The organism is Campylobacter sp. IFREMER_LSEM_CL2101, from assembly GCF_025771825.1.
Lineage (GTDB): Bacteria > Campylobacterota > Campylobacteria > Campylobacterales > Campylobacteraceae > Campylobacter_D > Campylobacter_D lari_C.
Genome location: NZ_JAKMQZ010000007.1, coordinates 52,048 through 73,957 on the forward strand (window position 1 = coordinate 52,048; position 21,910 = coordinate 73,957).

The window sequence follows — 21,910 nt, forward strand, 5'->3', positions numbered from 1 at the left end:
TTATCTTATTTAAAATATATAAAGTTAATCAGTGCTTTCACTTTTTTCCAAAACCTCAAAATAAGCTTCTTCTAAAATACTAAGTTCATTTTCTAAGGAATTTAGCTTTTCATAAAGGGTATTTATACCTAGTTCTTGATAGATTGCAGGATTGCTTAGAGCATTTTTGATTTCTTTGATTTCTTCTTCTAATTTATGAATTTTATCAGGATATGAGTTTAAAATTTCATTTTCTTTATAGCTTAGTTTTTTACTTGATTTTTCTTTTGTTTTTACACTTGTTGTAGTGCTTGTTTCTAAACTTTTAGAAAATTCTTCAAAGTCTTTATATTCTTTTTCATTTTCTAAATACTCACTATAAGAAAGAACTTCTATGTTAATATTTGCATTCTCTTCAAAAGCATAAAGTTTAGTTGCTATTTTATCAACAAAATATCTATCATGTGATACAAGCAAAATCGCACCTTCAAAAGAAAGTAAATATTCTTCTAAGATATTTATTGTAGCTATATCTAAATCATTTGTTGGTTCATCTAAGATTAATACATCATATTCTTTAGTAAAAAGCAAGGCTAGGGCAACTCTGTTTTTCTCGCCCCCGCTTAACACACTCACACTTTGCTCTAAAAATTCTTTTGGAAATAAAAATTGTTTTAAATACCCATAAACATGCATATTTTTACCGCGCACTTGAATATGATCACCACCATTTGGGCAAAAAATTTCTAAAAGTTTTTTATCGGTATTGAGTAAGCTTCTACTTTGATCAAAATAACCTATTTTAACTTCACCTCTTTTAATTTCCCCGCTATCAAGCGGAATTTGATCAAGTAAAATTTTTAAAAAAGTAGATTTACCACAGCCATTTTTACCTACTATAGCTATGCGTTCACCTTGTAAAATTCGTGCATTAAAGTCTTTAAAAAGTGTCTTGTTGGCGATAGATTTTGAAATATTTTTAAGTTCAAAAAGCATTTTTTTGCGGTTTTGACTTTGGGTTTGATTGAAATTTTTACTTGCTCTTTTGATTTCAAGCTGTAAGCGTTTGATAGCTCCTGGATTTTTCTTAGCTTCTTCACGCATTTTAAAAATGCGTTCTTTACGTCCTTCGTTGCGTTTAAGTCTAGCTTTAACTCCTCTTCTTAGCCATTCTTCCTCACTTTTTAGTTGCTTAAGTAGGGTTTCGTGGCTTTTAGCTAAGGAGGCTAAAATAGCTGCTTTTTTTTCTAGATATTGCGTATACCCACCCTCAAAAACGCTTAATTTTCCTGCTTCTATTTCTACGCATTTTTGCGCTATCGCATCGATAAAATACCTATCATGAGAGATGAAAATAACACACATTTTAGAAGCTTTTAATCTTTCTTCTAAAAAACTACTCATATATACATCTAGATGATTAGTTGGCTCATCAAGCAATAATATATCAGGATTTTTTAGCAAAAGCGTGCAAAGCCCTACGCGTCTTATCTCGCCTCCACTTAAAGAGCAAAGTATTCTGTCTTTATACTCTAATAGTTTAAACTCTTCTAGTATTCTTTGTATTTTTTGGTCTAAATTCCATGCATCTTTTGAATCTATAAATAAACTTAATTCATCTACTTTTTTTAAATATTCTTTATTTTCAGGATCAAGAGCTAGTTTTTCGTTATAGTTTTCAAATTCTTTTAAGGCTTGATAAATTTCTTCAAGTTCTTTTTTGATGGCTTCGCTCACGCTTAAGGTGCTTTCAAAGCTTACTTGTTGGCTTAGCATGCCTATGCTAGTGTTATTTTGTTTAATCACTCTACCGCTATCTAGTTTTAAAGTTCCCATAAGGGCTTTTAAAAAGCTTGATTTTCCTTCGCCATTTTTGCCTATAATGGCGATTTTTTCTCCTAAATTTGCACTAAAATTTGCATTTTCTAAAACTATTTTTGTATTAAATTTCTTATTTGCATCGATTAAATCTATTAAAGCCAAATTTCTTTCCCAAATGTTTTTTGCGATTTTACTTTAAAAAGTATTAATTTTGCTTAAATAAAATTACACTATGAGAGTGTTTGTTTTTTTTACTTTATTAGTTTTATTTTTTGCTTTGGCAAATTGGTATATTTATAAAAGATTTTTAAGTAAGGTTGATTTTTTAAAACCTTATAAGAAGTTTGTATTAGCTCTTGTTTTAATAGTTTTTGCATGTGAATTAATCTTTTTTGTAAATATGCGCGGGGATTTTTTGCATGAAAAGCTTTATTATATTTTAGCAATTTTTCCTACCATTACCTGCTTTTTCTTGCTTTTTGGAGTGGTTTTTGAAATTGGTTCTTGGATTTTCTTTAATGGAAATAAAAAAGAGCAAATTTTCAGTGTCCAAAGAAGAAAGTTTTTAAAATTAATTTTTGATTCTTGGCTTATTATACTTAGCGTTAGTATGGTGTTTAAAGGTTTTGTAAATGCTATTAGTACACCTAGGGTTAATGAGGTAGATATTAAAATTAAAAATTTAAAAGAAGATTTAAACATAGCTTTGCTTTCTGATGTGCATTTGGGGAAAAATTTAGGAGAAGATTTTTTAAAAACCTTAATCGATGAGGTTAATGCTTTAAATGCTGATATAGTCATTATCGCTGGGGATTTAATCGATGCAGATATAGCTAGCATGTCTTATATTAATTTGTTAGAAAATTTTAAATCAAAATATGGTACTTATTTTGTTTATGGAAATCATGAGTATTACAATGATATAAATGCAATAAGCAAAAAGCTTAAAACGCTTAAAAATTTCAAAGTTTTAGAAGATGAAAGTATTGATTTTGGAGATTTTACTTTAAGTGGGACTTTGGATTTGGTTGCTAAGCGTTTGGGTTTTAAAGAAAGCAATATAGAAAAAATCAAAACTCAAATCAATCAAGAAAAAGTTAATATTTTAATCACGCATCAGCCAAAATATGTAAAAACTTATGATGTGAGTGGGTTTGATTTGATTTTATCAGGGCATACACACGCAGGACAAATTTTTCCTTTTTCTTTGCTAGTATATTTAGAGCAAGGCTTTGTGTATGGGCTTTATAAATTAAGCAAAGATAGTTTGCTTTATGTAAGTAGTGGAGCTGGATTTTGGGGGCCTGCTGTGAGATTTTTAGCTCCTAGTGAGATAGCTTTGATTAGATTAAAAGGAGAATGAGTGGGATTTAGCAATAGTGCTTCAAAAATGTTTGGAATCATAGCAAAATATAAATTTCCAAAAATTATACAAAAAAATATAAATAAAGCTTATGTAAATGCTTTTAATATCAATATGAGTGAATTTAAACCTTTAGAAGAATATGAGAGTTTAAATGCTTTATTTACAAGAACTTTATTAAATGAGCGAGAATTAGAAGATGGCTTTATAAGTCCAAGTGATGGTAAAATTTTAGAACTTGGAAGTAGCTTTCAAAATGATTTAAAAGAAAATTTAGCCTTTAGCATTAAAGGTTCAAGTTATAGTATAGAAGAGCTTTTAAAAAACTCAGCTAGTAAAGAAGAATTAGAAAATGGCATAGATTATGCAAATATTTATCTATCTCCAAAAGATTATCATCATTATCATGCACCTTGTAATATGCAAATTTTAAGTGCTACTTATATGAGTGGGGCTTTATTTAGCGTGAGTGAGGCAAAGTTAGCCAAGATTATAAATCTTTATACTAAAAATGAAAGAGTAGTTTTAAAGTGTTTAGTGGAGGAAAAATTTATACTTTGGATGGTATTTGTGGGTGCGCTAAATGTTGGTAAAATGCACTTTAGCTTTGATACTAGTATACAAACTAATGCTGCAAATTTTGATTTTACTCATACTTATGAAGATCTTTTTGTAAAAAAAGGCCAAAGACTTGGAAATTTTGAGCTAGGTTCAACTATAGTTTTAATCGCTCAAAAAGGGTTTTTAAAATTTAGCAAAAATGCTTATGAGCAAGTTGAATTTTCTAAGAAGATTGCGGACTTTGTTTAGTCTCATCTTCATTAGCAACTTTATATAAAAAGGCAAAAATTTCAGCCACTGCTTTATACATATTAGGTGGGATTTCATCACCTAAGTCAAGCTTACTAAGAACTTCTACTAAGTCTTTGTCTTCTTTTATAGGTATGCCATTTTCTTTAGCTAAAGAGATGATTTTAGCAGCGTTTTCGCCTTTAGCATTAGCTAGAATTTTTGGTGCATTTTGATCTTCTTTGTTATAGCCTAGCGCAACGGCTTTTTTTGTTTTTTTAGCCATTTTTAAGCCCTTGTGTCAAAACCCATATTAAAGTCATTGTATTCTTCTTGATTGTGAAATTTGCTTTTAACTATATCACTGATGAAAAAATTAGAGCTTAGAAGTCCTACTTTAACTAAGGCTTTTTTTAGCTCATGTGCTCTTTCGTAAAGTTTTTTTCTAAAATTAGCATTTTCTATCATCATATTTATATCAATGTATTTATCATTACTTAGAGATAAAAATACATTGATTTTTCCTAATTTTTCAAATTCAAGATTAATTTGCGCATAAAATTTATCTTTTTTGCCGCGCTTAAAAACTACATTGGATTTTTCTAAATCATCCCAAAAGAAAGGTAAAAAAGTATGAATGCTATTATTGGCTAAAGATAAAAGCTGGTTAAACTCAAGCTGAGCTATAAGACGATTTGCTTGATTTAGTATGTTTTCATTGTCTAAATTTTTAGCCAGATTGGAAACTTGTAAAAGAGTGGATTTGATATCTTTTTGTAATTCTGAAGAAATTTCTGCAGTATCTTTTGGAGTAATTTTTCCAAGATCTTTTATAGAAAGTTCTAATTTTTTTTCTATGTTTTTTATATCATCTAAAGAATTTTTTGCTTCATAATTTTTAGGATCTAAAGCTTTTAAAACCTCATTGAGTTTTCTTCCTATTAAGCCTAGTTCTTTGTTTAGATTATTTAAAAGCTCTTCTTGTAAATTTTGACTAAAATTAAGATTTTTACTTACATTTTGTTTGAAAATATCTTCTAGTAAAATTTTGCCCGAAGTGCTTTTAAATATATCTTCTAATTTAGTATTATTTGTTTGTAAATTTTGACTTTTACTATCATTTTTGCTTGGTTCTTCAGCATTTTTTTGTAGTGTTTTTGGTTCTTCTTTAGGATTTTCTTTGATATCTTTGCTTTGTGGTATTTTTTCTTCTTTTGTGTTTTGAATTTCTTTATCTTTTGCTATGCTTTCTTGTTTTTGTTGAGCTTCTTTTTTATCCTCTGTGTTTTTTTGCGGAGTTTTTATTTCCTCTTTTAACTCTTCTTTAATGTCTTTAGTGTGTGGAGTTTTATTTAAATTTTCTTGTGTTGTTTCAGTTTTGTTTTTGTGATTTTTTATGTCTTTTAAAAGTGTTATAAGATCTTTAATGTTTTGACTAAGTTCTTTTAGTATATGCGTATTTTGAATTTTTATATTTTCAGGTTTAGCTAGTTCTTTATTGATAAGTGTTAAATTTTTATTAAGATTTTTAATGAAATTATTAGCAATATTTTGTAGCTTTTCTTGACTAATGGAGTTTGGGTTTTTATTGATATAGTTTTTAAAATTTTCTATTTTATCAAATAGTTTAAAAAGTGTCTTGTAGTTTGTATTTTCTAAAGAAATTTTATTATCTTTTTTATGATTTTGTAAGATGCGAATAAGTTCTTTTAGTGTACTTGTGGTGTCAAGATTTTTAAGATCTAAATTACTTATATCGCGTTTTAGATTTTCGCTAGTAGCCCCTTTTATGGTATTTAAAAGATTAAAAAAGCTTTGTGGTAAATTTTGTTCTTTTAAAGAATGATTGAGTTTTGCTTCTAAAAATACACCTGAATTTTTTACCAAAGATGAAAGATTTTTATTGTTGATATCTTTAGCGGGTTTAACTAGATCTTCTAAAACTTTAAGTAGTTTTTCAAATTCAGGATTTTTAGAAAGCTCTGCTTGAAGTTTTTTAACTTCATTAGCAAAATTAGGTGCAAAATTTAAATCTTTGTGATTTTTTAATACTGCTAAATCAGGATCTTTGTTGGTTTTGATTTGATCTAAAAGTTTATTTAATAATTCTTGTAGCTTTTGATCGATTTTGCTTACATAATCTTTAGGTAATTTGACTTCAGGATCATTTTTAGAAAATAAAGGATTTTTTAAAGCATCATTAAGTGAGGTTTTTTTGTCTGATTTCTCGCTTTTGTTGTCTTTGCTTGTTTCGTTTTTTGCAAATTGATTTTGATTGTTAGAAATATTAGTTATCATCTAGCATTACCATATTACCTGGTTTTCTTTTAAATTTGGTTAGATTTTTAAATTTTGGTTTATCTATAGCAAAGGCAATTAAAACAGTTAATAAAACAATGTAAAAATACATAAAACCATTGCCTTCAAAATAATACATCAAAGTTCCAAGCACAGCAGGTGCAAATAAAGCACCAAAAGAATAAGTAAAAAGAACGGCTCTACCTAGCTCAACTCTTTTGCTAGAATCATCAAGCATATCATTTGCTCTAGCTAAAGAAAGAGCATATAAACAACACATTCCCATACCTAGTAAAAAGCCAAAAAAGTATTTTAAATAAATATTATAGCTTAATAATAAAATACAAAGCATAGCACTTAAAGCGGTAAAAGCGCATAAAATAATAGCAAATTTACGACTAATTTTATCAGAAAGGGTTCCGATGAAAAGTTGAGATATAAACCCTCCTAGCATGGTACAAAATATAAAAATCGAAGCTTCTTTTGCGCCAAATCCTTGTATGAGTATAAATAAAGAAGCCATGGAGAAAAATCCATTCAAAAGCATACCTGCTATAAAGCTTGTCACTAAAGCTAAAGGTACTATGTCAAAAACTTTAGGGATGGAAATTTTGGTTTTTTGTGGTAAAACCGGCTCTTTAATACGGATTAAAAATAAAGGAATAGAAGCAAACATAATAAAACTAGCGCTTAAAATAAATACTGTATTACTTGGGAAATCAAATGACATAAGTAAAATTCCAAAGCCTGATGATGAGTAAAATACTACTTCATAAAAGGCTATTACTCTTGAGCGAATAGCATTTTTTGCTTTTTCATTAAGCCATGATTCTATGACCATTAAAAGTGCATAATAGCAAAAACCAAGCAAAAATCTCAAAACCATCCAAAAATATAGATTAGAGTTTAAACTATGAAGCATAGTGGCTATACCAAAAATGATGGCAAAAATTCCAAAAGATCTTATATGTCCTACTTTAGAGACTATCCTATGAGCGCTAATAGTGCTTACCATAGCACCAAGAAAATAACAACTTCCTATTATCCCTATATAAAAATTACTAACATCGTTATGTTTTAAAATAATTGCTATAGAATTTACCGTTAAAGCACTTCCTATAAAAACAAAAATCATACCAAAAAACAATGCAGTTAATGATCTAATCGTTCTCTTTGAGCTCAACATTTTCTTATTAAAAAATTATATATTAATACCGCTATGGGTGTGACAAACATTGCACAAAACAAGGCAAAAATACTCATTAAGCCTTGAAACTCTAAAAATAAAAATCCTGCTATTAAAAACACATAAGCAAAAATTTTAAATAAAGAAAAAAAAGCTAATGCGTTTTTAAAAATACTTTTAAATTTTGGTTTTAAATCGTCATCTATATGGATAAATTTTATAATTTTTGGCAAAGAATATTGTTTTTTAGCAAAAATTTGCAAAGGTCTTTGTGTAAAATTATAATTTTTAGCTGCTTTAAAAATAAAATTTTTATAATTTAAAAAAGATATCAGAATGATTAAATTTTGAGCCAAAAAGCCAAATTCAAAGCTTATAAAGGTTTTAAAGCTTAATTCTTTATAGAAAAAAACTCCTGCTAAGAAAAGTAAATTTAATCCTAGCAAGAGTTTTAGTAAAATTTTAGGCTTTAGGATCATTTTTTAAATCTTTATAGCGATTTTCTTCTTTAAATTCCTCATAGCTTTTTACTTGTGCTTTGTAAGCTTTATAAACATTTAAAATCGCCGCAGCTACTCCTATAAACACTCCTACCCAAAAAAGCCAAGCTATACCGGTTAAATTTTTTAAAAAATAGCCTATACCAACCCCGATTAAAACAGCTACAACCATGGATATGCCAAGGCTTAATCCATCTGCAGCTTCTATACCTTTGCGAATGATTTTTTGTCTTTTATTCATAGGGCTTTAAAACTTTCTTGTGCTGCTTGTATGGTTTTATCAATGATTTTTTTATCCATACATTCACATATAAAACCTGTTTCAAATTGAGATGGTGCCAAATACACACCCTTGCTTAGCATTTGTGCATGAAATTTAGCAAATAATTTAGTATCTGATTTTAAAGCATCTTGATAATTATTAACAGGGTTTTCACAAAAGAAAAATCCAAACATAGAACCAACGCAATTAACTTGCAAAGGAATTTTACAATCATTTGCAGCTTCTTTAAAGCCTTGAGTAAGTCTTTTACCTAGTTTTTCTAATTTTTCATATAAACCTTCATAATTTCTTGCTTTTTTTAAGCTCGCATAACCTGCAGCCATAGCAAGAGGATTACCGCTTAGTGTTCCTGCTTGATATACCCCGCCCAAAGGACTTAATAAATCCATAATCTCAGCTCTTGCAGCAAAAGCAGCCGCAGGCATACCTCCGCCTATAACCTTACCAAAAGTTACTATATCAGCTTTTATATTATTAATTCCAAAAGAGCCTAGGTATGAAGCTCTAAAGCCACTCATAACTTCATCAAAAATTAAAAGAATTTGATGCTCATCACATAGTTTTCTTAGCTCTTGTAAAAATTCTATTTTAGCAGGTACTAAACCCATGTTTCCTGCAATTGGCTCTATAATGATACAAGCTATATTATCATCATTATTGATTAAGTTTTTAACACTATCAATGTTATTATAAATAGCCACTAGAGTATTTTTAGCTACATCGGTTAAAACTCCTAGTGAGCTTGGGGTGTTAAAAGTAGCTGCACCACTTCCAGCGCTTACTAATAAAGAATCAGAATGCCCATGATAACATCCTTCAAATTTGATGATTTTATCTTTTTTGCTAAATCCTCTTGCAAGACGAATAGCACTCATAGTAGCTTCTGTGCCACTGCTTACAAAGCGTATTTTGTCTAAATGTGGCCAATCTTTTAAGATAAATTTAGCTAATTTGGTTTCAGCTAGGGTTGGTGCGCCAAAGCTTGAACCATGTTCTAAAGCTTTTTTGCAAGCTTTTTCAATATCCTCATCACAATGCCCAAAAAGTAAAGGCCCCCAACTTTGTACATAATCTATATAAGTATTATCTTCTATATCGCTAATATAAGCACCTTTTCCTTGCTTGATAAATAAAGGATTGCTACCTACACTTGCAAAAGCACGCACAGGAGAATCAACCCCGCCCGCTATATATTCACAAGCTTCTTCAAAGGCTTTTTTATTATTTTTCATTTTTTACTCCTTTTGTTGTTAGTAATATAATCATAAAGCGATTTCATCTCATCTTCTGTTAATGAGTAAGTTGGCATAATGCTTTTTGCCTCTTGAGGTTGGCTTAGAATTTCTCTAAAACGTGTATAAGGAGTGTTTTTAATACTTGGCACTATAAAAGGTGTTTTTTCTCCATTTTTAGTATAATATCCTAGTATTTGTTGTCCTCCATCACCATGACATTTAGCACAACTTATGCCTCTTGGATTTTTGTAAAGGGATTCTTGGTATTCTTTAGGTGAGATAAAATCTTCAGCCCAAACACCATAAACTATAAAAAACAAAAATAAAATAATTTTCATTTATCACCTTTAACAAAAAAGAAGTTTTATTATGATACAATTTTTTAAGTTAAAGAAAGCTATAAATTTAAGGAAAGAAATGACACTTTTAGATGGTAAAAAGCTAAGTGATGAGATAAAAAATAATCTAAAACAAGAAGTATTAGAACTTAAAACCCAAAGTATAGAGCCTTGTTTGGCCGTGATTTTAGTAGGTGAAGATCCTGCTAGTGCTACTTATGTGGGTTCTAAAGCAAAGGCTTGCGAGCAATGTGGGATTAAGTCTTTGGTTTATAGACTTGATGTAAATACAACTCAAAATGAACTTTTGGCTTTGATTAATACCTTAAATCATGATGATAGTGTTGATGGAATTTTAGTTCAGCTTCCATTACCAGCACATATTAATAAAGATATAATCTTAGAAAGTATTAATTTTAATAAAGATGTAGATGGTTTTCATCCTTTTAATGTCGGGAATTTAAATTTAAATTTAAAAGGTGGTTTTTTGCCATGCACACCTTTGGGTGTTATGAAAATTTTAGAACATTATGATATAAAATTAGAAGGTGCTGATGTAGTTGTAATAGGAGCTTCTAATATAGTAGGTCGTCCTATGGCTACGCTTTTATTAAATGCTAATGCTAGTGTGAGTATTTGTCATATTTATACAAAAGATTTAAAAGCTTATACAAAAAATGCTGATATTATCATCGTAGCAGCAGGTTGTCCAAATCTTTTGAAAGAAGATATGGTTAAAGAGGGTGTGATAGTAGTTGATGTAGGGATTAATAGGGTTGATGGAAAAATAGTAGGTGATGTTGATTTTGAAAATGTAAGTAAAAAAGCTAGTTATATTACTCCTGTACCAGGTGGAGTAGGGCCTATGACTATAGCAATGCTTTTAGAAAATACTATAAAATCGGCTAAAAATAGGATTAAAAAATGAATTTTTTGAAAAAAATCTATAAATTCACGCAATCTTGGACAGGGACTTTAATAGTTGTTTTATTGATTATATTTTTCTTTATACAAGCTTTTACCATACCAAGTGGTTCTATGAAAAATACTTTATTAGTAGGGGATTTTTTATTTGTAAAAAAATTCTCTTATGGTATTCCAACTCCGCATATTCCTTGGGTGGAAATTCCTGTTTTACCTGATTTTAATAAAAATGGACATTTAGTAAGCGCTGAAGGTCCTAAAAGAGGAGATATTGTAGTATTTAGATATCCACATGAGCCAAAAATTCATTATGTAAAAAGATGTGTGGCTAAGGGTGGGGACGAGGTTGTTTTTGCAAATAAAACCTTATATGTGCGTATGGTTGAGGGTGATGAGTATATGAAAGATTATTATCCTAATAAAACAAAAATCATAGGCGGAAGACTTTTTGTAAAAGAGCCTTTTGTAGAAAAAGGAATACATTATGATTCTAGAGTGGATATAGAAAGTGTGTTTTTTCGCTATTTAAATTTAGGTCAATTTGCTATGAAGCCTGCTTCTTTTGATGAATTAGGTGCTAATAATATTTATGGTTTTAATGCTTATTATTATAAAGTGCCTGAAAATGAGTATTTTATGATGGGTGATAATCGTGATCACTCTAGTGATAGTAGATTTTGGGGGAGTGTAGATTATAAATACATAGTTGGTCAACCTTGGTTTATTTATTTTTCATGGGATGAAAATAAAAAAGTTAGATGGGAAAGAGTAGGGCGTTTGGTTGAAACTATAGAAAAAGATGGGCGTTTTATCCATCATAATGAAAGCGATATAGAAGCTTTAGAATAATTACTCAAAGAAACAATATAAAATTTTTATGTGTAGAAAATGTATAGTTTCTACACAAATTTATAAAAATATACACTCTTAATTTTATTCGTAGATTTTTTTAAGCTCCAAGTTGTAACAATTAACACAAATAAAAATCAAAGCAAAAAATAAAGGATAAAAAATGCTAAGTCAAAGATCTCAAAATTTAGGAGAATCCTTAACTTTAGTAATGACTGATATAGCCAAAACTTTAAAAGCAAACGGTGAAAAAGTTATTAGTTTTTCAGCAGGTGAGCCTGATTTTGATACTCCAGAAATCATTAAAAAAGCAGCAATTGAAGCTATTGAAAAAGGTTGTGGGGCTTATACTCCAGTTGTTGGCATAAAAGAAGTTATAGAAGCTATACAATATAAATTTAAAAATGATAATAATTTAGAATATAAAGCAAGTGAAATCATTACTAATGTTGGTGCTAAGCATTCTTTATTTATGGCGATTGAGTGTTTGGTTGAAGAAGGTGATGAGGTTATCATACCAAGTCCTTATTGGGTGAGTTATCCTGAAATGGTGAAATTTGCAGGCGCAACTCCTGTATTTATAGAAGGTGAAGCAAAAAATGGCTTTAAAATCACTCCTGAGCAATTAAAACAAGCTATTACTCCAAAAACTAAAGTTTTAATGTTTAACTCCCCATCAAATCCTACAGGTGCCATATATTCTAAAGAAGAAATTACTGCTTTAGCTAAGGTTTTAGAAGGAACTAAAATCGTAGTTTTAAGTGATGAAATTTATGAAAAATTAGTTTATGATGGAGAATTTTGTGCTTTTGCGCAAGTTAGTGAAGATGCTTTAAATAGAACTGTAAGTATTAACGGTCTTAGTAAATGCGGTGCTATGCCAGGATGGCGTTTTGGTTATATGGCAAGCAAAATGAGTGAGTTTAACAATGCTGTTAAAAAATTACAAGGACAAAGCACTTCAAATATCTGCTCAATCATTCAACATGCAGCTTTACCAGCTTTACTTGGAAAAGCAGATAGTGATATTGAAATGATGAGACAAGCTTTTTTAAAGCGTAGAGAATTAGCGTGTGAAATTTTATCTAAAAGCGATAAGTTAAAATTAGAACAAATTCCACAAGGAGCTTTTTATTTATTTATTTCTTGTAAAGAAGTTGATAGTGATTCTATGAGATTTTGTAAAAGATTATTAGAAGAGCAAAAAGTAGCTTTAGTACCAGGCATAGGTTTTGGTATGGAAGGGTATTTTAGACTTTCTTATGCAACTAATGAAAAAGATATCATTGAAGGTTGTGAAAAAATCGTTGAATTTGTAAAAAACTACTAATTTCTTAAGCCTGTTAAAAACAGGCTTTCTTTCAAAAAACTTATAAGCAAGTCTTTGGTATGATTATGCAAAAAAAATATAGGATAATCAATGGAATTTGAAGTTCAATATAAAAGTGCAAATGCTAGAGCTTGTCGTATAAAAACTACACATAGTGAAATTTTAACTCCCATCTTTATGCCAGTTGGGACTTTAGCTGCGATTAAAAGTTTAGATGCTGTTGATATGAGTGAAATTTTAAATGCAAAAATTATTTTAGCAAATACTTATCATTTGTATTTAAGACCAGGTTCTAAGGTGATTAAGCAAATGGGTGGCTTGCATGGTTTTAGTAAATTTAATGGTTCTTTTTTAACAGATAGTGGAGGCTTTCAAGCTTTTTCTTTAAGTAAAAATTCCAAACCTGATGAAAAAGGAATTCAATTTAAAAGTCATATTGATGGAAGTTTGCATTATTTTACCCCGCAAAGCGTTTTAGATGCACAATATGATTTTAACTCAGATATTATGATGATTTTAGATGATTTAGTGGCTTTACCTGCAAGCAAAGAAAGGATAGAGCTTTCTTTAAAACGCACTATAAAATGGGCAAAAGAAGCTATTGATTATCATAAATTAAAGCAAAGCCAAGGTGTGGGAATAGGGCAAAATATCTTTGGTATTATCCAAGGTGGAACGGATTTTGAAGCTAGAAAAATTTGTTCTCAAGCACTTTGTGAGATGGACTTTGATGGACTTGCTATAGGTGGATTAAGCGTAGGAGAAGAAAATGAGGCTATGTATGATACAGTTGAAGCTATGATGCCTTATGTGGATAACAATCGCCCTAGATATTTAATGGGAGTTGGTACACCTGAGGATTTAGTAGAAAATGTAGCAAGAGGTGTGGATATGTTTGATTGCGTGATGCCAACAAGAAATGCAAGAAATGGAACTTTGTTTACTAGCTTTGGAAAATTTAATATCAAAAAAGCAGAATTTATCACTGATCATGCTCCTATAGATAATAAATGTTCTTGTTATACATGTAGAAACTTTTCAAGAGCTTATTTAAATCATTTATTTAAAGCTAAAGAATTAACCTTTTTTAGACTTGCAAGTATTCATAATTTGCATTACTATCTAAATTTGGTAAAGCAAATGCGTGAAGCTATCATAAAAGATGAATTTGAAAATTTTAGAAAAGAATTTTATAGACAAAGAATGTAAATAAAGTGGTACGCCCAAGAGGATTCGAACCTCTGACCTTTTGAACCGCAATCAAATGCTCTATCCAGCTGAGCTATGGGCGCAAAATAAAAGAGTAATTCTATCAAAAAATTCTTAAAATTAGCAAAAATAAGCAATTTTATAGAATTTTTATATTTTTATGCTAATCTTCTTTGAATAATATTTTAGCTTAAGGCAAAGTAATGATACATAAGATTTTAATAGCCAATAGAGGTGAGATTGCAGTAAGGGTAATCCGTGCTTGTAGGGATTTGCATATAAAAAGTGTTGCTGTTTATACTGAACCTGATCATGAGTGTTTGCATGTAAAAGTTGCTGATGAAGCGTATAGAATAGGAACTGATGCAATAAGAGGGTATTTAGATGGTAAAAGAATAGTTGAAATTGCTAAAGCTTGTGGAGCTGATGCTATACATCCTGGATATGGCTTTTTAAGTGAAAATTATGAATTTGCTAAAGAATGTGAAGAAGCAGGGATTATATTTATAGGGCCAAAATCAGATGTTATTCGTAAAATGGGAAATAAAAATATAGCAAGATATCTAATGAAAAAAAATGGAATTCCTGTGGTTCCAGGTACTGAAAAATTAAACCATTGCACATTAGAAGAAATCAAACTTCAAGCTTTAAAAATAGGTTATCCGGTGATTTTAAAGGCCAGCGGTGGTGGTGGTGGTAGAGGTATACGCGTAGTACATAAAGAAGAAGATTTAGAAAAATCTTTTGAAGCTTGTAAAAGAGAAGCATTAAGCTTTTTTAAAAATGATGAAGTTTTTATGGAAAAATATGTTATTAATCCAAGGCATATTGAGTTTCAAATTTTAGCAGATAATTATGGTAATATCATTCATCTTTGTGAAAGAGATTGCTCAATACAAAGAAGACACCAAAAAATCATTGAAATTGCACCTTGTCCAAGTATCTCAGAAAAATTAAGAAAAACCATAGGGGTTACCGCAGTAGCTGCTGCGAAAGCTGTAGGTTATACGAATGTTGGGACGGTTGAGTTTTTGCTTGATGATTATAATAGATTTTATTTTATGGAAATGAATACAAGAATACAAGTAGAACACCCAATCACAGAAGAAATCACAGGAATTGATCTTATCACAAGACAAATTCGTATAGCAAATGGGGAAATTTTAGATCTTGAGCAAAGCGATATAAAACCAAGAGGCTTTGCAATAGAAGCTAGGATTACAGCAGAAAATGTATGGAAAAATTTCATTCCAAGTCCGGGTAAAATCACAGAATATTTTCCAGCTTTAGGACCGTCTGTAAGAGTGGATAGTCATTTGTATAAAGACTATACTGTGCCACCTTATTATGATTCTTTGCTTGCAAAATTAATCGTTAAAGGTTCAAGTTATGATAGTGCGGTTAATAGACTTGAGAGAGCTTTGAAAGAATTTGTGATTGATGATATTAGAACAACTGTGCCATTTTTGATTGCAATTACCAAAATAAGAGAATTTAGAAGAGGGTATTTTGATACTTCTTTTATAGAAACACATATGGAAGAGCTTTTGGAAAAAACAGAAGATAGACACCAAGAAAATAAAGAAGAAGTAATTGCTGCTATAGCTGCAGCCTTACAAAAGATAAAAGAAAGTAGACAATCATGAGTTTTTTAGATGAATTAAAAGATATAAAAAAGGCACTCCAAAAAGAACAAGGTCAAACAAAAAAAGAAAAAGTTAAAGCAAGTAAAAGTGGAGTGAGTATGAAAAATGCTGACTTAGATACTATACAAAAAGACTTGGCTAAGCAAAATGAAGATAAAAAACAAGAGCAAGAATTTGAAGATATGTTTTTAAAAGAAGAGCGTTTAGCTAATGAATTTATGGAATTTGTAAAAAATAGCGACATAAAAAAGATCTAATGAATAATATTATTGGTTTTTGTACTTTAGAGGAAGAATGCCCTTATCTTGAAAATAGATATTGTAGAAATGAGTATAATTATGTATCTTTTATTAATAAAGCACAAAATCAAGAATTAGTTTCAAGAGGTTGGCGTCGCTTTGGCTCGTATTTTTCAAGACCAATATGTAATGATTGTAATGAATGTCAAAATTTGCGTATTTTGGTAGAAAATTTCCATTTTAGCAAAAGCTATCGTAGAGTTTTGAAAAAAAATACAGCTACTAAAATAATCTTACAAAAACCTTCTTTAAGTGATGAGCATTTATTACTTTATGAAAAATACCACCATTATCAAAAAGATAAAAGAAATTGGAAAATTTATGATTTAAATTTTAGAAAATATTATAATCTTTATGTGGATAATGCAGGTACTTTTGGATACGAGCTTGATTTTTATATCGATAATAAGTTGGTTTGTGTTGATTTGATTGATATTTTAGAAGATGGAATTTCTAGTATTTATTGTTTTTATGATCCTGATTTTTCTCATCTAAGTCTTGGTAAATACTCACTTTTAACAGAAATCAAGCTTGCGCAATTAAAAAAATTAAAATATATTTATTTGGGATATTTTGTAAAAGGGTGTCAATCTTTATCATATAAAGCCGATTATAGTCCAAATGAAATTTTAAAACACACTAGTGCTTTAAATGAGCAAGCATTTTTGTGGAGTTAGTTTTATAGAGAGGATTTTATGCAAGTAGTACAAACTTTAGAATCAGTTAGTGTTAATACTGATGATTTTTTAATGTTTAAATATTTTCAAGATCTTATCCGTAAAAATTTTTCTAAAGTTATAGGTAACAAAAATAAAACCTTATCTTTTTTTGTAGAAAATGAAATTCCTCAAAGAAGGTATTTTTTAAAACTTGTTAATCATAAATATAAAAAAAATACTGGAAATCAAATCGATAATCTTGCCTTTGCGCACTATAAAACCTTTAAGTTAAACCTTGCTCAAGCAAATACTTTAAAACCTGTAATCTTTGCTAAAATAGGCTTTGCACAAAAGAATATTTTAATCACACTAAGTTCGAATGAAAAATTATTTGCTGTATATTTAGAGCAGTATTTTAAAGATCATAAAAGCGTGTATGATGAAAAAAATTGTATTTTTTCAGTAGAATACAAAGACGATAATACTTTAAATCTTTTAGAAATTTTAGCAAGTGTGAATGAGCATTTAAAATATTGTGTTGATTTTACAATTAATGAAACTCAGCTTTTAGAATTTAGAAATAAAATGAAAAACAAAGCTAGTACTAATTGGAAATTTAATGCTCTAGCAAAGCTTTTTGAAAATTATTTTCAAACTTTGGGGTGTAATTCTAGTGATGATTTTGCTACTATTAGACAAAATTATCTTAATTTAGTTAAAATTTATCATCCTGATCGTCATCAAGGTAAAAGTAAGATCGAGCAAGCTTATTGCCGTGAAGAATTTGAGAAAATTCAACTTGCTTATGAGAGTTTAAAATCTTTATATAAAAATAATACTTGAAGTTAAAATAACATCATTTTAAGTTGCAATTTATTAAAATTAACTTTTTTATAAAAATTTAGGGAATAATATTGGTTGCTGATAGAAAGTTATTTTTTTTAAGTTGTATTCTTATAACTATAGGAATACTTTTTTCATATTCTTTAAGTGCTTTTACTGTGCTTTATTTAGAGTATAATGAATTTCATTTTTTTATCAGACAGCTTTTTTTTGGGCTTAGTGGTATAGCTATTATTTATTTTGTTTCAAGATTAAATCCTGATAGTAAAATGGCGCATTATTTAATGATAAGCGTTTTACTCATCTCTTTTTTATTTATACTTATTTTACCTTTTTTGCCTACCTTTCTTGCTACTGCAGCAGGTGGTGCTAAAAGGTGGATTAGGCTTGGTCCTTTATCTATCTCTCCAGTTGAATTTTTTAAAATAGGTTTGATTTATTTCCTTGCTTGGTCTTATACAAGAAGGATTGATGATAGTAAAAAAGCAATCAAGCATGAAGTTTTAATCTTAATTCCTTATTTTATTTTAGCTGCTTTTGTTATTGGTTATATTTATATGACACAAAATGATTTAGGGCAAAGTGTTATTTCTTTTTTCTTGGTTTTTGCTCTAGCTTTTTTTGCAGGAGCTAGCAAAAGACTTTTTGCGTTTGGTGTGGTTATTGTTGGAATGATTGGTGTTTTGGTGATTTTAAGTAATCAAAGAAGAATTCAGCGTATTTCTGCTTGGTGGGGAAATATCCAAGATGCATTTTTGCCTTTCTTTCCTGATTGGTTAGCAAGCGCTTTAAGGGTAAGTCATAATTCAGAGCCTTATCAAATTTCACATAGTTTAAATGCTATAGCTCATGGTGGATTTTTTGGAGAGGGTTTAGGACTTGGAACTTTTAAACTAGGATTTTTAAGCGAGGTTCATACAGACTTTGTTTTATCAGGGATTACTGAAGAAATAGGACTGCTAGGATTAAGCATTATATGTTTTATTTATTTGATGGTAATACTTCGAATTTTTAGAATAGCAGGGCGTTGTGAAAATAAGGTTCATTTTTTGTTTTGCTCAGGCGTAGCTTTGCTTTTGTTGTTTTCATTTTTTATGAATGCCTTTGGAATTATTTCTTTAACCCCGTTAAAAGGAGTTGCTGTACCACTTTTAAGTTATGGTGGTAGTTCGATGTGGTCTATTTGTCTTGGAATAGGTTATGTTTTAATGATTAGTAAGAAAGTAAAAATTTAAATACATTAGTTAAAATATATAAAAATTAACTTAAATAAAAAATATTTTATAACAACTCTTTACAAAAAACTTTTTTCTGCTATAATTATGCTCACATTTATTATAAAGGAGGCGGATATGAAGAAATACAGGCGTTTAAACACATTATAATCATTTATCAATTTTATTTTAATTTAACAAAGGAAAAAAATGAAAAAAATATTATATGTTGTTTTAGCGTTATTTGGTATATTAGCTTTAGGTGCTTGCTCAAGCGATAAAAATCAAGCTAGTGCTTCTGGTGAAAAGGTTTATAAAGTAGGTATAGCTGCAAATTATCCTCCTTTTGATTTTATTAAAGATGCAAAAATTACCGGCTTTGATGTTGATTTATTAGAAGAGATAGCAAAAAGAGAAAATTTAAAACTTGAATGGGTAAATATGAGTTTTGATGGTTTAATCCCTGCTTTAAAAGCTGGAAAGATTGACATGATAGCTTCTGCTATGAGCTCAACACCACAAAGATTAACAAGTATGGATTTTAGTGATACTTATTTTAATACTAAAAATTTATATTTAAAATTAAAAACAGATTCTAGTGTTAGTGATAAGCAAAGTTTAGAAGGTAAAAAAATAGGTGTTCAACTTGGAACTATTCAAGAAAGTGCTGCTAAGGCTATTCCAAATGCTCAAGTGGTAGCTAGCGAGGAAATGTTAGCTGCGATTTTAGCTTTAAAAGCTGGTAAAATAGATGTGGTTTTAACAGATAAGGATATCGGTAAAGGTTATTTAAAAACTAATGAAGAATTAGAAGCATTTTTAGAAGAAAATGATGGAAGTTCAGGTTTTTGTGTAGCTTTTGATAAAGGAAAACAAACTGAGCTTGTTCAAAAAATCAATGCAGGTTTAGAAAAAGTTAAAGCTGATGGTACTTACCAAAAAATCGTAGAAAAATACGATTTACAATAATTAACTTAAAGCCTTGATACTTGCTTTCAAGGCTTTAAAAAAATACTCTATATCTTCTTTTGTATGCGTATAATGAAAACCCACTCTTAGCCATCCTGGTTTAAATTTTAATTCTTGATTATCTTTTAGATTGAGTAAATCATGCCCATAAGGTCCTGCACAAGCACAACCTGCTCTTGTTTCTATCTTATAGGTTTTGCTTAATTTATAAGCTAAATCAAAAGGAGAAATTCCTTCTATATTAAAAGCAAAAATAGGTAATCTATGAGTGATATTTTTTGCATATAAGATCATTTTTGGAAAATTTGCACATTGTTTAAAAAAATACTCACAAAGCTCTTTTTCTTTTTTTTCTATATTTTTTAAACCTATTTCATTGCGTACTTTAAAAGCTAAACTTGCTCTAATTAGTTGAATAATTCCAGGTGTACCACCTTCTTCTAAATTTTCAACCTCGCATAAGTATTGCTGAGAAGTTCTTGAAACATAACCTACGGTTCCACCTGCAGCAAAGCTAGGAGTATTACCACATAGACTTTTTTTAATAGCAAGCAAACCACAAGATCCTACACCTCCAAGTAGCTTATGAGAGCTAATAAACACTGCATCGTAAAATTTAGGATCTAAATTAGCATAAGGAGCTAAGGTGGAAATATCAAAAGCAACTATGCCATTATATTGTTTGATTAGGGTATAGATTTTTTTATAATCACTTAAAATTCCTGTGACATTTGAAGCTGCGTTAAAGCTTGCTATGATTTGTCTATTTTTAGATTTTTTTAATAATTTTTCCAAAAAAACATAATCTAGCTCGCCATTTTTATCTAAGGGTATGCGAACACACTCACACAAAGCCTCTCTGAATGAAAGTTCGTTAGAATGGTGTTCATAAGGTCCTACTATAACCAAAGGCAAGGTGTTTTTATCTGTATTTTTAAAATATTTTTCTTTAATAAGCGGGGGTATGTACAGACCTAAAAGTTCTTGAAATTTTTTAATAGCAGCTGAAGATCCGCTCCCACAAGCTATAAGAGCAAAGCTATCATCTAATTCAAGATATTTTTTTAAATTTATTCTTGCATTTTCATAATGTTGTTGTGTGATGAAAGAATTTAAAGAGCTATCTGAGTGTGTATTTGCATAGGTAATAAGAATTTTTTTAATTTCCTTTTCTATGCTTTTTAGAGCTAAAGCGCTAGCTGTAAAGTCAAAATAATATATTCCTTTTTTTAAAATAATATCTTTTTTTAATGTTTCAATATTCAAAAAATTCCCCTAAAAATTTGTTAAAATTATAACATACAAAATATTTAAAATAAGGATATGACTATAAAATTTAGTGAATTTTCAAAGCATTGTGATTCTTTAGAGCTTAAAAGTGTTTTTGATTTTTATAGTGTTTTTGATGAATTTGAATTTGATTTGAAATTAAATTTATATGATAATATTTTAAATGTTTTTGTTTTAAATGCTTTTGATATTTTAGCTGATTTAAATTTAGATGAAAATAGCTTAAAAGCTTTAAGTGTTTTGAGTAAAAATGATAGAAAACGCTATTCTATTAATAAATCCATTCCGCATTTTCAAGCACTAGGGCTTATCAATAAGCTTTTAGAAAGAAATATTTTGATTTTAGAAAAAAGTCAAGAAAAACCTATTATAAAAAATAAAAGACAAAAAATTAAAAAAGAATTACGCTCTTATAGTATTCAAGATAAGGTTATTTTTAAAAACCAAGGATTGAGATTTTTCTTTTATTTTATATATCCTAATTTAAACCTAGTTGCGATAAAAAAATACAATGAATTAATAGAAATAATCCAAGAAAATTTAGAAAAATATCAAAGCTTTACTTTTGAGCTTTTGTGTAAAGAATTTTTAGCCAAAAAGCTTAAAGTGGATCAAGTATATAGTTTTTGGAATTATTACCATGAAATAGATTTGTATTATCATGAAAATAATTTTTGTGTTTTAGGTGAGGTTAAATTTAAAGAAAGAAAAATATGTAAAAATATTTTAAATACTTTAAAAAATAAGGCAAAGCAGTTGCAAATTCAACCAAATTTGTATGTGCTTTTTTCAAAGCAAGGTTTTAGCAAAGAGCTTGTATTAAATAAAGAGCGTAATTTGCTTTTATATACTTTAGATGATTTTGATTTTTTGATTAAGGATTAAT

At 29.1% G+C, this 21,910-nt stretch carries 22 protein-coding genes and 1 tRNA gene; 13 read left to right on the forward strand and 10 right to left on the reverse strand.

Annotated elements, in window-relative coordinates; all coding sequences use genetic code 11:
* Positions 1-24 precede the first annotated feature (24 nt).
* On the reverse strand, positions 25-1,962 hold the full coding sequence (gene abc-f / locus L8V88_RS05620) for a ribosomal protection-like ABC-F family protein (RefSeq protein WP_263727199.1): 1,938 nt from the start codon (positions 1,960-1,962) through the stop codon (positions 25-27).
* A 70-nt stretch (positions 1,963-2,032) separates the two neighbouring features.
* Here abc-f and L8V88_RS05625 point away from each other — a divergent pair, with 70 nt between their 5' ends.
* Both L8V88_RS05625 and L8V88_RS05630 read left to right on the forward strand, forming a co-directional pair.
* Positions 2,033-3,163, forward strand: coding sequence for a metallophosphoesterase (locus L8V88_RS05625; RefSeq protein ID WP_263727200.1), 1,131 nt, complete (start codon positions 2,033-2,035; stop codon positions 3,161-3,163).
* On the forward strand, positions 3,164-3,973 hold the full coding sequence (locus L8V88_RS05630; RefSeq protein WP_263724001.1) for a phosphatidylserine decarboxylase: 810 nt from the start codon (positions 3,164-3,166) through the stop codon (positions 3,971-3,973).
* Here L8V88_RS05630 and L8V88_RS05635 read toward each other — a convergent pair.
* Genes L8V88_RS05635 through L8V88_RS05665 form a run of 7 tightly spaced genes read right to left on the reverse strand, consistent with a single transcriptional unit; the run spans position 3,948 to position 9,792 of the window.
* Complete coding sequence (locus L8V88_RS05635) at positions 3,948-4,238, reverse strand: FlhB-like flagellar biosynthesis protein (RefSeq protein WP_012661291.1); 291 nt, start codon at positions 4,236-4,238, stop codon at positions 3,948-3,950. The genes L8V88_RS05630 and L8V88_RS05635 overlap by 26 nt on opposite strands.
* Before the next feature lie 2 nt (positions 4,239-4,240).
* Positions 4,241-6,250 (reverse strand): flagellar hook-length control protein FliK, encoded by a 2,010-nt coding sequence (locus L8V88_RS05640; protein ID WP_263727201.1) that lies wholly within the window; start codon positions 6,248-6,250, stop codon positions 4,241-4,243.
* Entirely contained in the window at positions 6,240-7,433 is a 1,194-nt protein-coding gene (locus tag L8V88_RS05645; RefSeq protein ID WP_233431018.1) for an MFS transporter, read from the reverse strand. Before L8V88_RS05645 ends, L8V88_RS05640 begins: the two co-directional genes overlap by 11 nt.
* Positions 7,430-7,882, reverse strand: coding sequence for a hypothetical protein (locus L8V88_RS05650; RefSeq protein ID WP_263727202.1), 453 nt, complete (start codon positions 7,880-7,882; stop codon positions 7,430-7,432). The genes L8V88_RS05645 and L8V88_RS05650 overlap by 4 nt, the downstream gene beginning before the upstream one ends.
* Positions 7,883-7,898: 16 nt before the next feature.
* Positions 7,899-8,177 (reverse strand): AtpZ/AtpI family protein, encoded by a 279-nt coding sequence (locus tag L8V88_RS05655; RefSeq protein ID WP_039617942.1) that lies wholly within the window; start codon positions 8,175-8,177, stop codon positions 7,899-7,901.
* Positions 8,174-9,451: a glutamate-1-semialdehyde 2,1-aminomutase gene (hemL, locus tag L8V88_RS05660; RefSeq protein ID WP_263727203.1), complete on the reverse strand. Its 1,278-nt coding sequence runs from the start codon at positions 9,449-9,451 to the stop codon at positions 8,174-8,176. The genes L8V88_RS05655 and hemL overlap by 4 nt, the downstream gene beginning before the upstream one ends.
* Positions 9,448-9,792 carry a c-type cytochrome gene (locus tag L8V88_RS05665; RefSeq protein WP_012661297.1) on the reverse strand — a complete coding sequence of 115 codons (345 nt, stop codon included), beginning with the start codon at positions 9,790-9,792 and terminating at the stop codon, positions 9,448-9,450. Before L8V88_RS05665 ends, hemL begins: the two co-directional genes overlap by 4 nt.
* Before the next feature lie 79 nt (positions 9,793-9,871).
* Here L8V88_RS05665 and folD point away from each other — a divergent pair, with 79 nt between their 5' ends.
* The 4 genes from folD (at position 9,872) to tgt (ending at position 14,104) form a co-directional block, all read left to right on the forward strand.
* Positions 9,872-10,720: a bifunctional methylenetetrahydrofolate dehydrogenase/methenyltetrahydrofolate cyclohydrolase FolD gene (gene folD, locus L8V88_RS05670; protein WP_257904703.1), complete on the forward strand. Its 849-nt coding sequence runs from the start codon at positions 9,872-9,874 to the stop codon at positions 10,718-10,720.
* Positions 10,717-11,565: a signal peptidase I gene (gene lepB / locus L8V88_RS05675; RefSeq protein ID WP_263727204.1), complete on the forward strand. Its 849-nt coding sequence runs from the start codon at positions 10,717-10,719 to the stop codon at positions 11,563-11,565. The genes folD and lepB overlap by 4 nt, the downstream gene beginning before the upstream one ends.
* A gap of 163 nt (positions 11,566-11,728) precedes the next feature.
* Positions 11,729-12,895 (forward strand): pyridoxal phosphate-dependent aminotransferase, encoded by a 1,167-nt coding sequence (locus L8V88_RS05680; protein ID WP_263727205.1) that lies wholly within the window; start codon positions 11,729-11,731, stop codon positions 12,893-12,895.
* 90 nt (positions 12,896-12,985) lie between these two features.
* Positions 12,986-14,104, forward strand: coding sequence for a tRNA guanosine(34) transglycosylase Tgt (gene tgt / locus L8V88_RS05685; protein WP_263727206.1), 1,119 nt, complete (start codon positions 12,986-12,988; stop codon positions 14,102-14,104).
* Between the two features lie 6 nt (positions 14,105-14,110).
* Here the strand turns inward: tgt and L8V88_RS05690 are convergent.
* Positions 14,111-14,187, reverse strand: a tRNA-Arg gene (locus L8V88_RS05690).
* Positions 14,188-14,307: 120 nt separating this feature from the next.
* Between L8V88_RS05690 and L8V88_RS05695 the strand changes: the two genes are divergently transcribed.
* From L8V88_RS05695 to L8V88_RS05720, 6 genes are all read left to right on the forward strand, one after another.
* Positions 14,308-15,750: an acetyl-CoA carboxylase subunit A gene (locus tag L8V88_RS05695; RefSeq protein WP_039617956.1), complete on the forward strand. Its 1,443-nt coding sequence runs from the start codon at positions 14,308-14,310 to the stop codon at positions 15,748-15,750.
* Complete coding sequence (locus L8V88_RS05700) at positions 15,747-16,007, forward strand: hypothetical protein (protein ID WP_263727207.1); 261 nt, start codon at positions 15,747-15,749, stop codon at positions 16,005-16,007. The genes L8V88_RS05695 and L8V88_RS05700 overlap by 4 nt, the downstream gene beginning before the upstream one ends.
* Complete coding sequence (locus L8V88_RS05705; protein ID WP_263724010.1) at positions 16,007-16,726, forward strand: arginyltransferase; 720 nt, start codon at positions 16,007-16,009, stop codon at positions 16,724-16,726. The genes L8V88_RS05700 and L8V88_RS05705 overlap by 1 nt, the downstream gene beginning before the upstream one ends.
* A gap of 18 nt (positions 16,727-16,744) precedes the next feature.
* Positions 16,745-17,551 carry an adenylosuccinate lyase gene (locus tag L8V88_RS05710; protein WP_039617961.1) on the forward strand — a complete coding sequence of 269 codons (807 nt, stop codon included), beginning with the start codon at positions 16,745-16,747 and terminating at the stop codon, positions 17,549-17,551.
* 71 nt (positions 17,552-17,622) lie between these two features.
* The gene (ftsW, locus tag L8V88_RS05715; RefSeq protein WP_263724011.1) at positions 17,623-18,786 is read left to right on the forward strand and encodes a putative lipid II flippase FtsW; all 1,164 of its coding nucleotides are present in this window, start codon (positions 17,623-17,625) and stop codon (positions 18,784-18,786) included.
* 189 nt (positions 18,787-18,975) lie between these two features.
* Positions 18,976-19,734, forward strand: a complete 759-nt coding sequence (locus L8V88_RS05720; protein ID WP_263727208.1) for a transporter substrate-binding domain-containing protein — start codon at positions 18,976-18,978, stop codon at positions 19,732-19,734.
* Here the strand turns inward: L8V88_RS05720 and L8V88_RS05725 are convergent, their stop codons facing one another.
* Entirely contained in the window at positions 19,735-21,000 is a 1,266-nt protein-coding gene (locus L8V88_RS05725) for an aminotransferase class V-fold PLP-dependent enzyme (RefSeq protein WP_263727209.1), read from the reverse strand.
* A gap of 57 nt (positions 21,001-21,057) precedes the next feature.
* Between L8V88_RS05725 and L8V88_RS05730 the strand changes: the two genes are divergently transcribed.
* The gene (locus L8V88_RS05730) at positions 21,058-21,909 is read left to right on the forward strand and encodes a DUF234 domain-containing protein (protein WP_263727210.1); all 852 of its coding nucleotides are present in this window, start codon (positions 21,058-21,060) and stop codon (positions 21,907-21,909) included.
* The last annotated feature ends 1 nt before the right edge of the window (position 21,910 follow it).

Excerpts from the sequence above, each read along its gene's own strand:
- L8V88_RS05635 (WP_012661291.1), bottom strand. The coding sequence starts at position 4,238 with ATGGCTAAAAAAACAAAAAAAGCCGTTGCGCTAGGCTATAACAAAGAA.
- L8V88_RS05640 (WP_263727201.1), bottom strand. The coding sequence starts at position 6,250 with ATGATAACTAATATTTCTAACAATCAAAATCAATTTGCAAAAAACGAA.
- hemL (WP_263727203.1), bottom strand. The coding sequence starts at position 9,451 with ATGAAAAATAATAAAAAAGCCTTTGAAGAAGCTTGTGAATATATAGCG.
- L8V88_RS05720 (WP_263727208.1), top strand. The coding sequence starts at position 18,976 with ATGAAAAAAATATTATATGTTGTTTTAGCGTTATTTGGTATATTAGCT.
- lepB (WP_263727204.1), top strand. The coding sequence starts at position 10,717 with ATGAATTTTTTGAAAAAAATCTATAAATTCACGCAATCTTGGACAGGG.
- L8V88_RS05680 (WP_263727205.1), top strand. The coding sequence starts at position 11,729 with ATGCTAAGTCAAAGATCTCAAAATTTAGGAGAATCCTTAACTTTAGTA.
- L8V88_RS05710 (WP_039617961.1), top strand. The coding sequence starts at position 16,745 with ATGCAAGTAGTACAAACTTTAGAATCAGTTAGTGTTAATACTGATGAT.
- L8V88_RS05665 (WP_012661297.1), bottom strand. The coding sequence starts at position 9,792 with ATGAAAATTATTTTATTTTTGTTTTTTATAGTTTATGGTGTTTGGGCT.
- L8V88_RS05730 (WP_263727210.1), top strand. The coding sequence starts at position 21,058 with ATGACTATAAAATTTAGTGAATTTTCAAAGCATTGTGATTCTTTAGAG.
- L8V88_RS05695 (WP_039617956.1), top strand. The coding sequence starts at position 14,308 with ATGATACATAAGATTTTAATAGCCAATAGAGGTGAGATTGCAGTAAGG.
- L8V88_RS05705 (WP_263724010.1), top strand. The coding sequence starts at position 16,007 with ATGAATAATATTATTGGTTTTTGTACTTTAGAGGAAGAATGCCCTTAT.
- L8V88_RS05700 (WP_263727207.1), top strand. The coding sequence starts at position 15,747 with ATGAGTTTTTTAGATGAATTAAAAGATATAAAAAAGGCACTCCAAAAA.
- tgt (WP_263727206.1), top strand. The coding sequence starts at position 12,986 with ATGGAATTTGAAGTTCAATATAAAAGTGCAAATGCTAGAGCTTGTCGT.
- folD (WP_257904703.1), top strand. The coding sequence starts at position 9,872 with ATGACACTTTTAGATGGTAAAAAGCTAAGTGATGAGATAAAAAATAAT.
- L8V88_RS05655 (WP_039617942.1), bottom strand. The coding sequence starts at position 8,177 with ATGAATAAAAGACAAAAAATCATTCGCAAAGGTATAGAAGCTGCAGAT.
- L8V88_RS05625 (WP_263727200.1), top strand. The coding sequence starts at position 2,033 with ATGAGAGTGTTTGTTTTTTTTACTTTATTAGTTTTATTTTTTGCTTTG.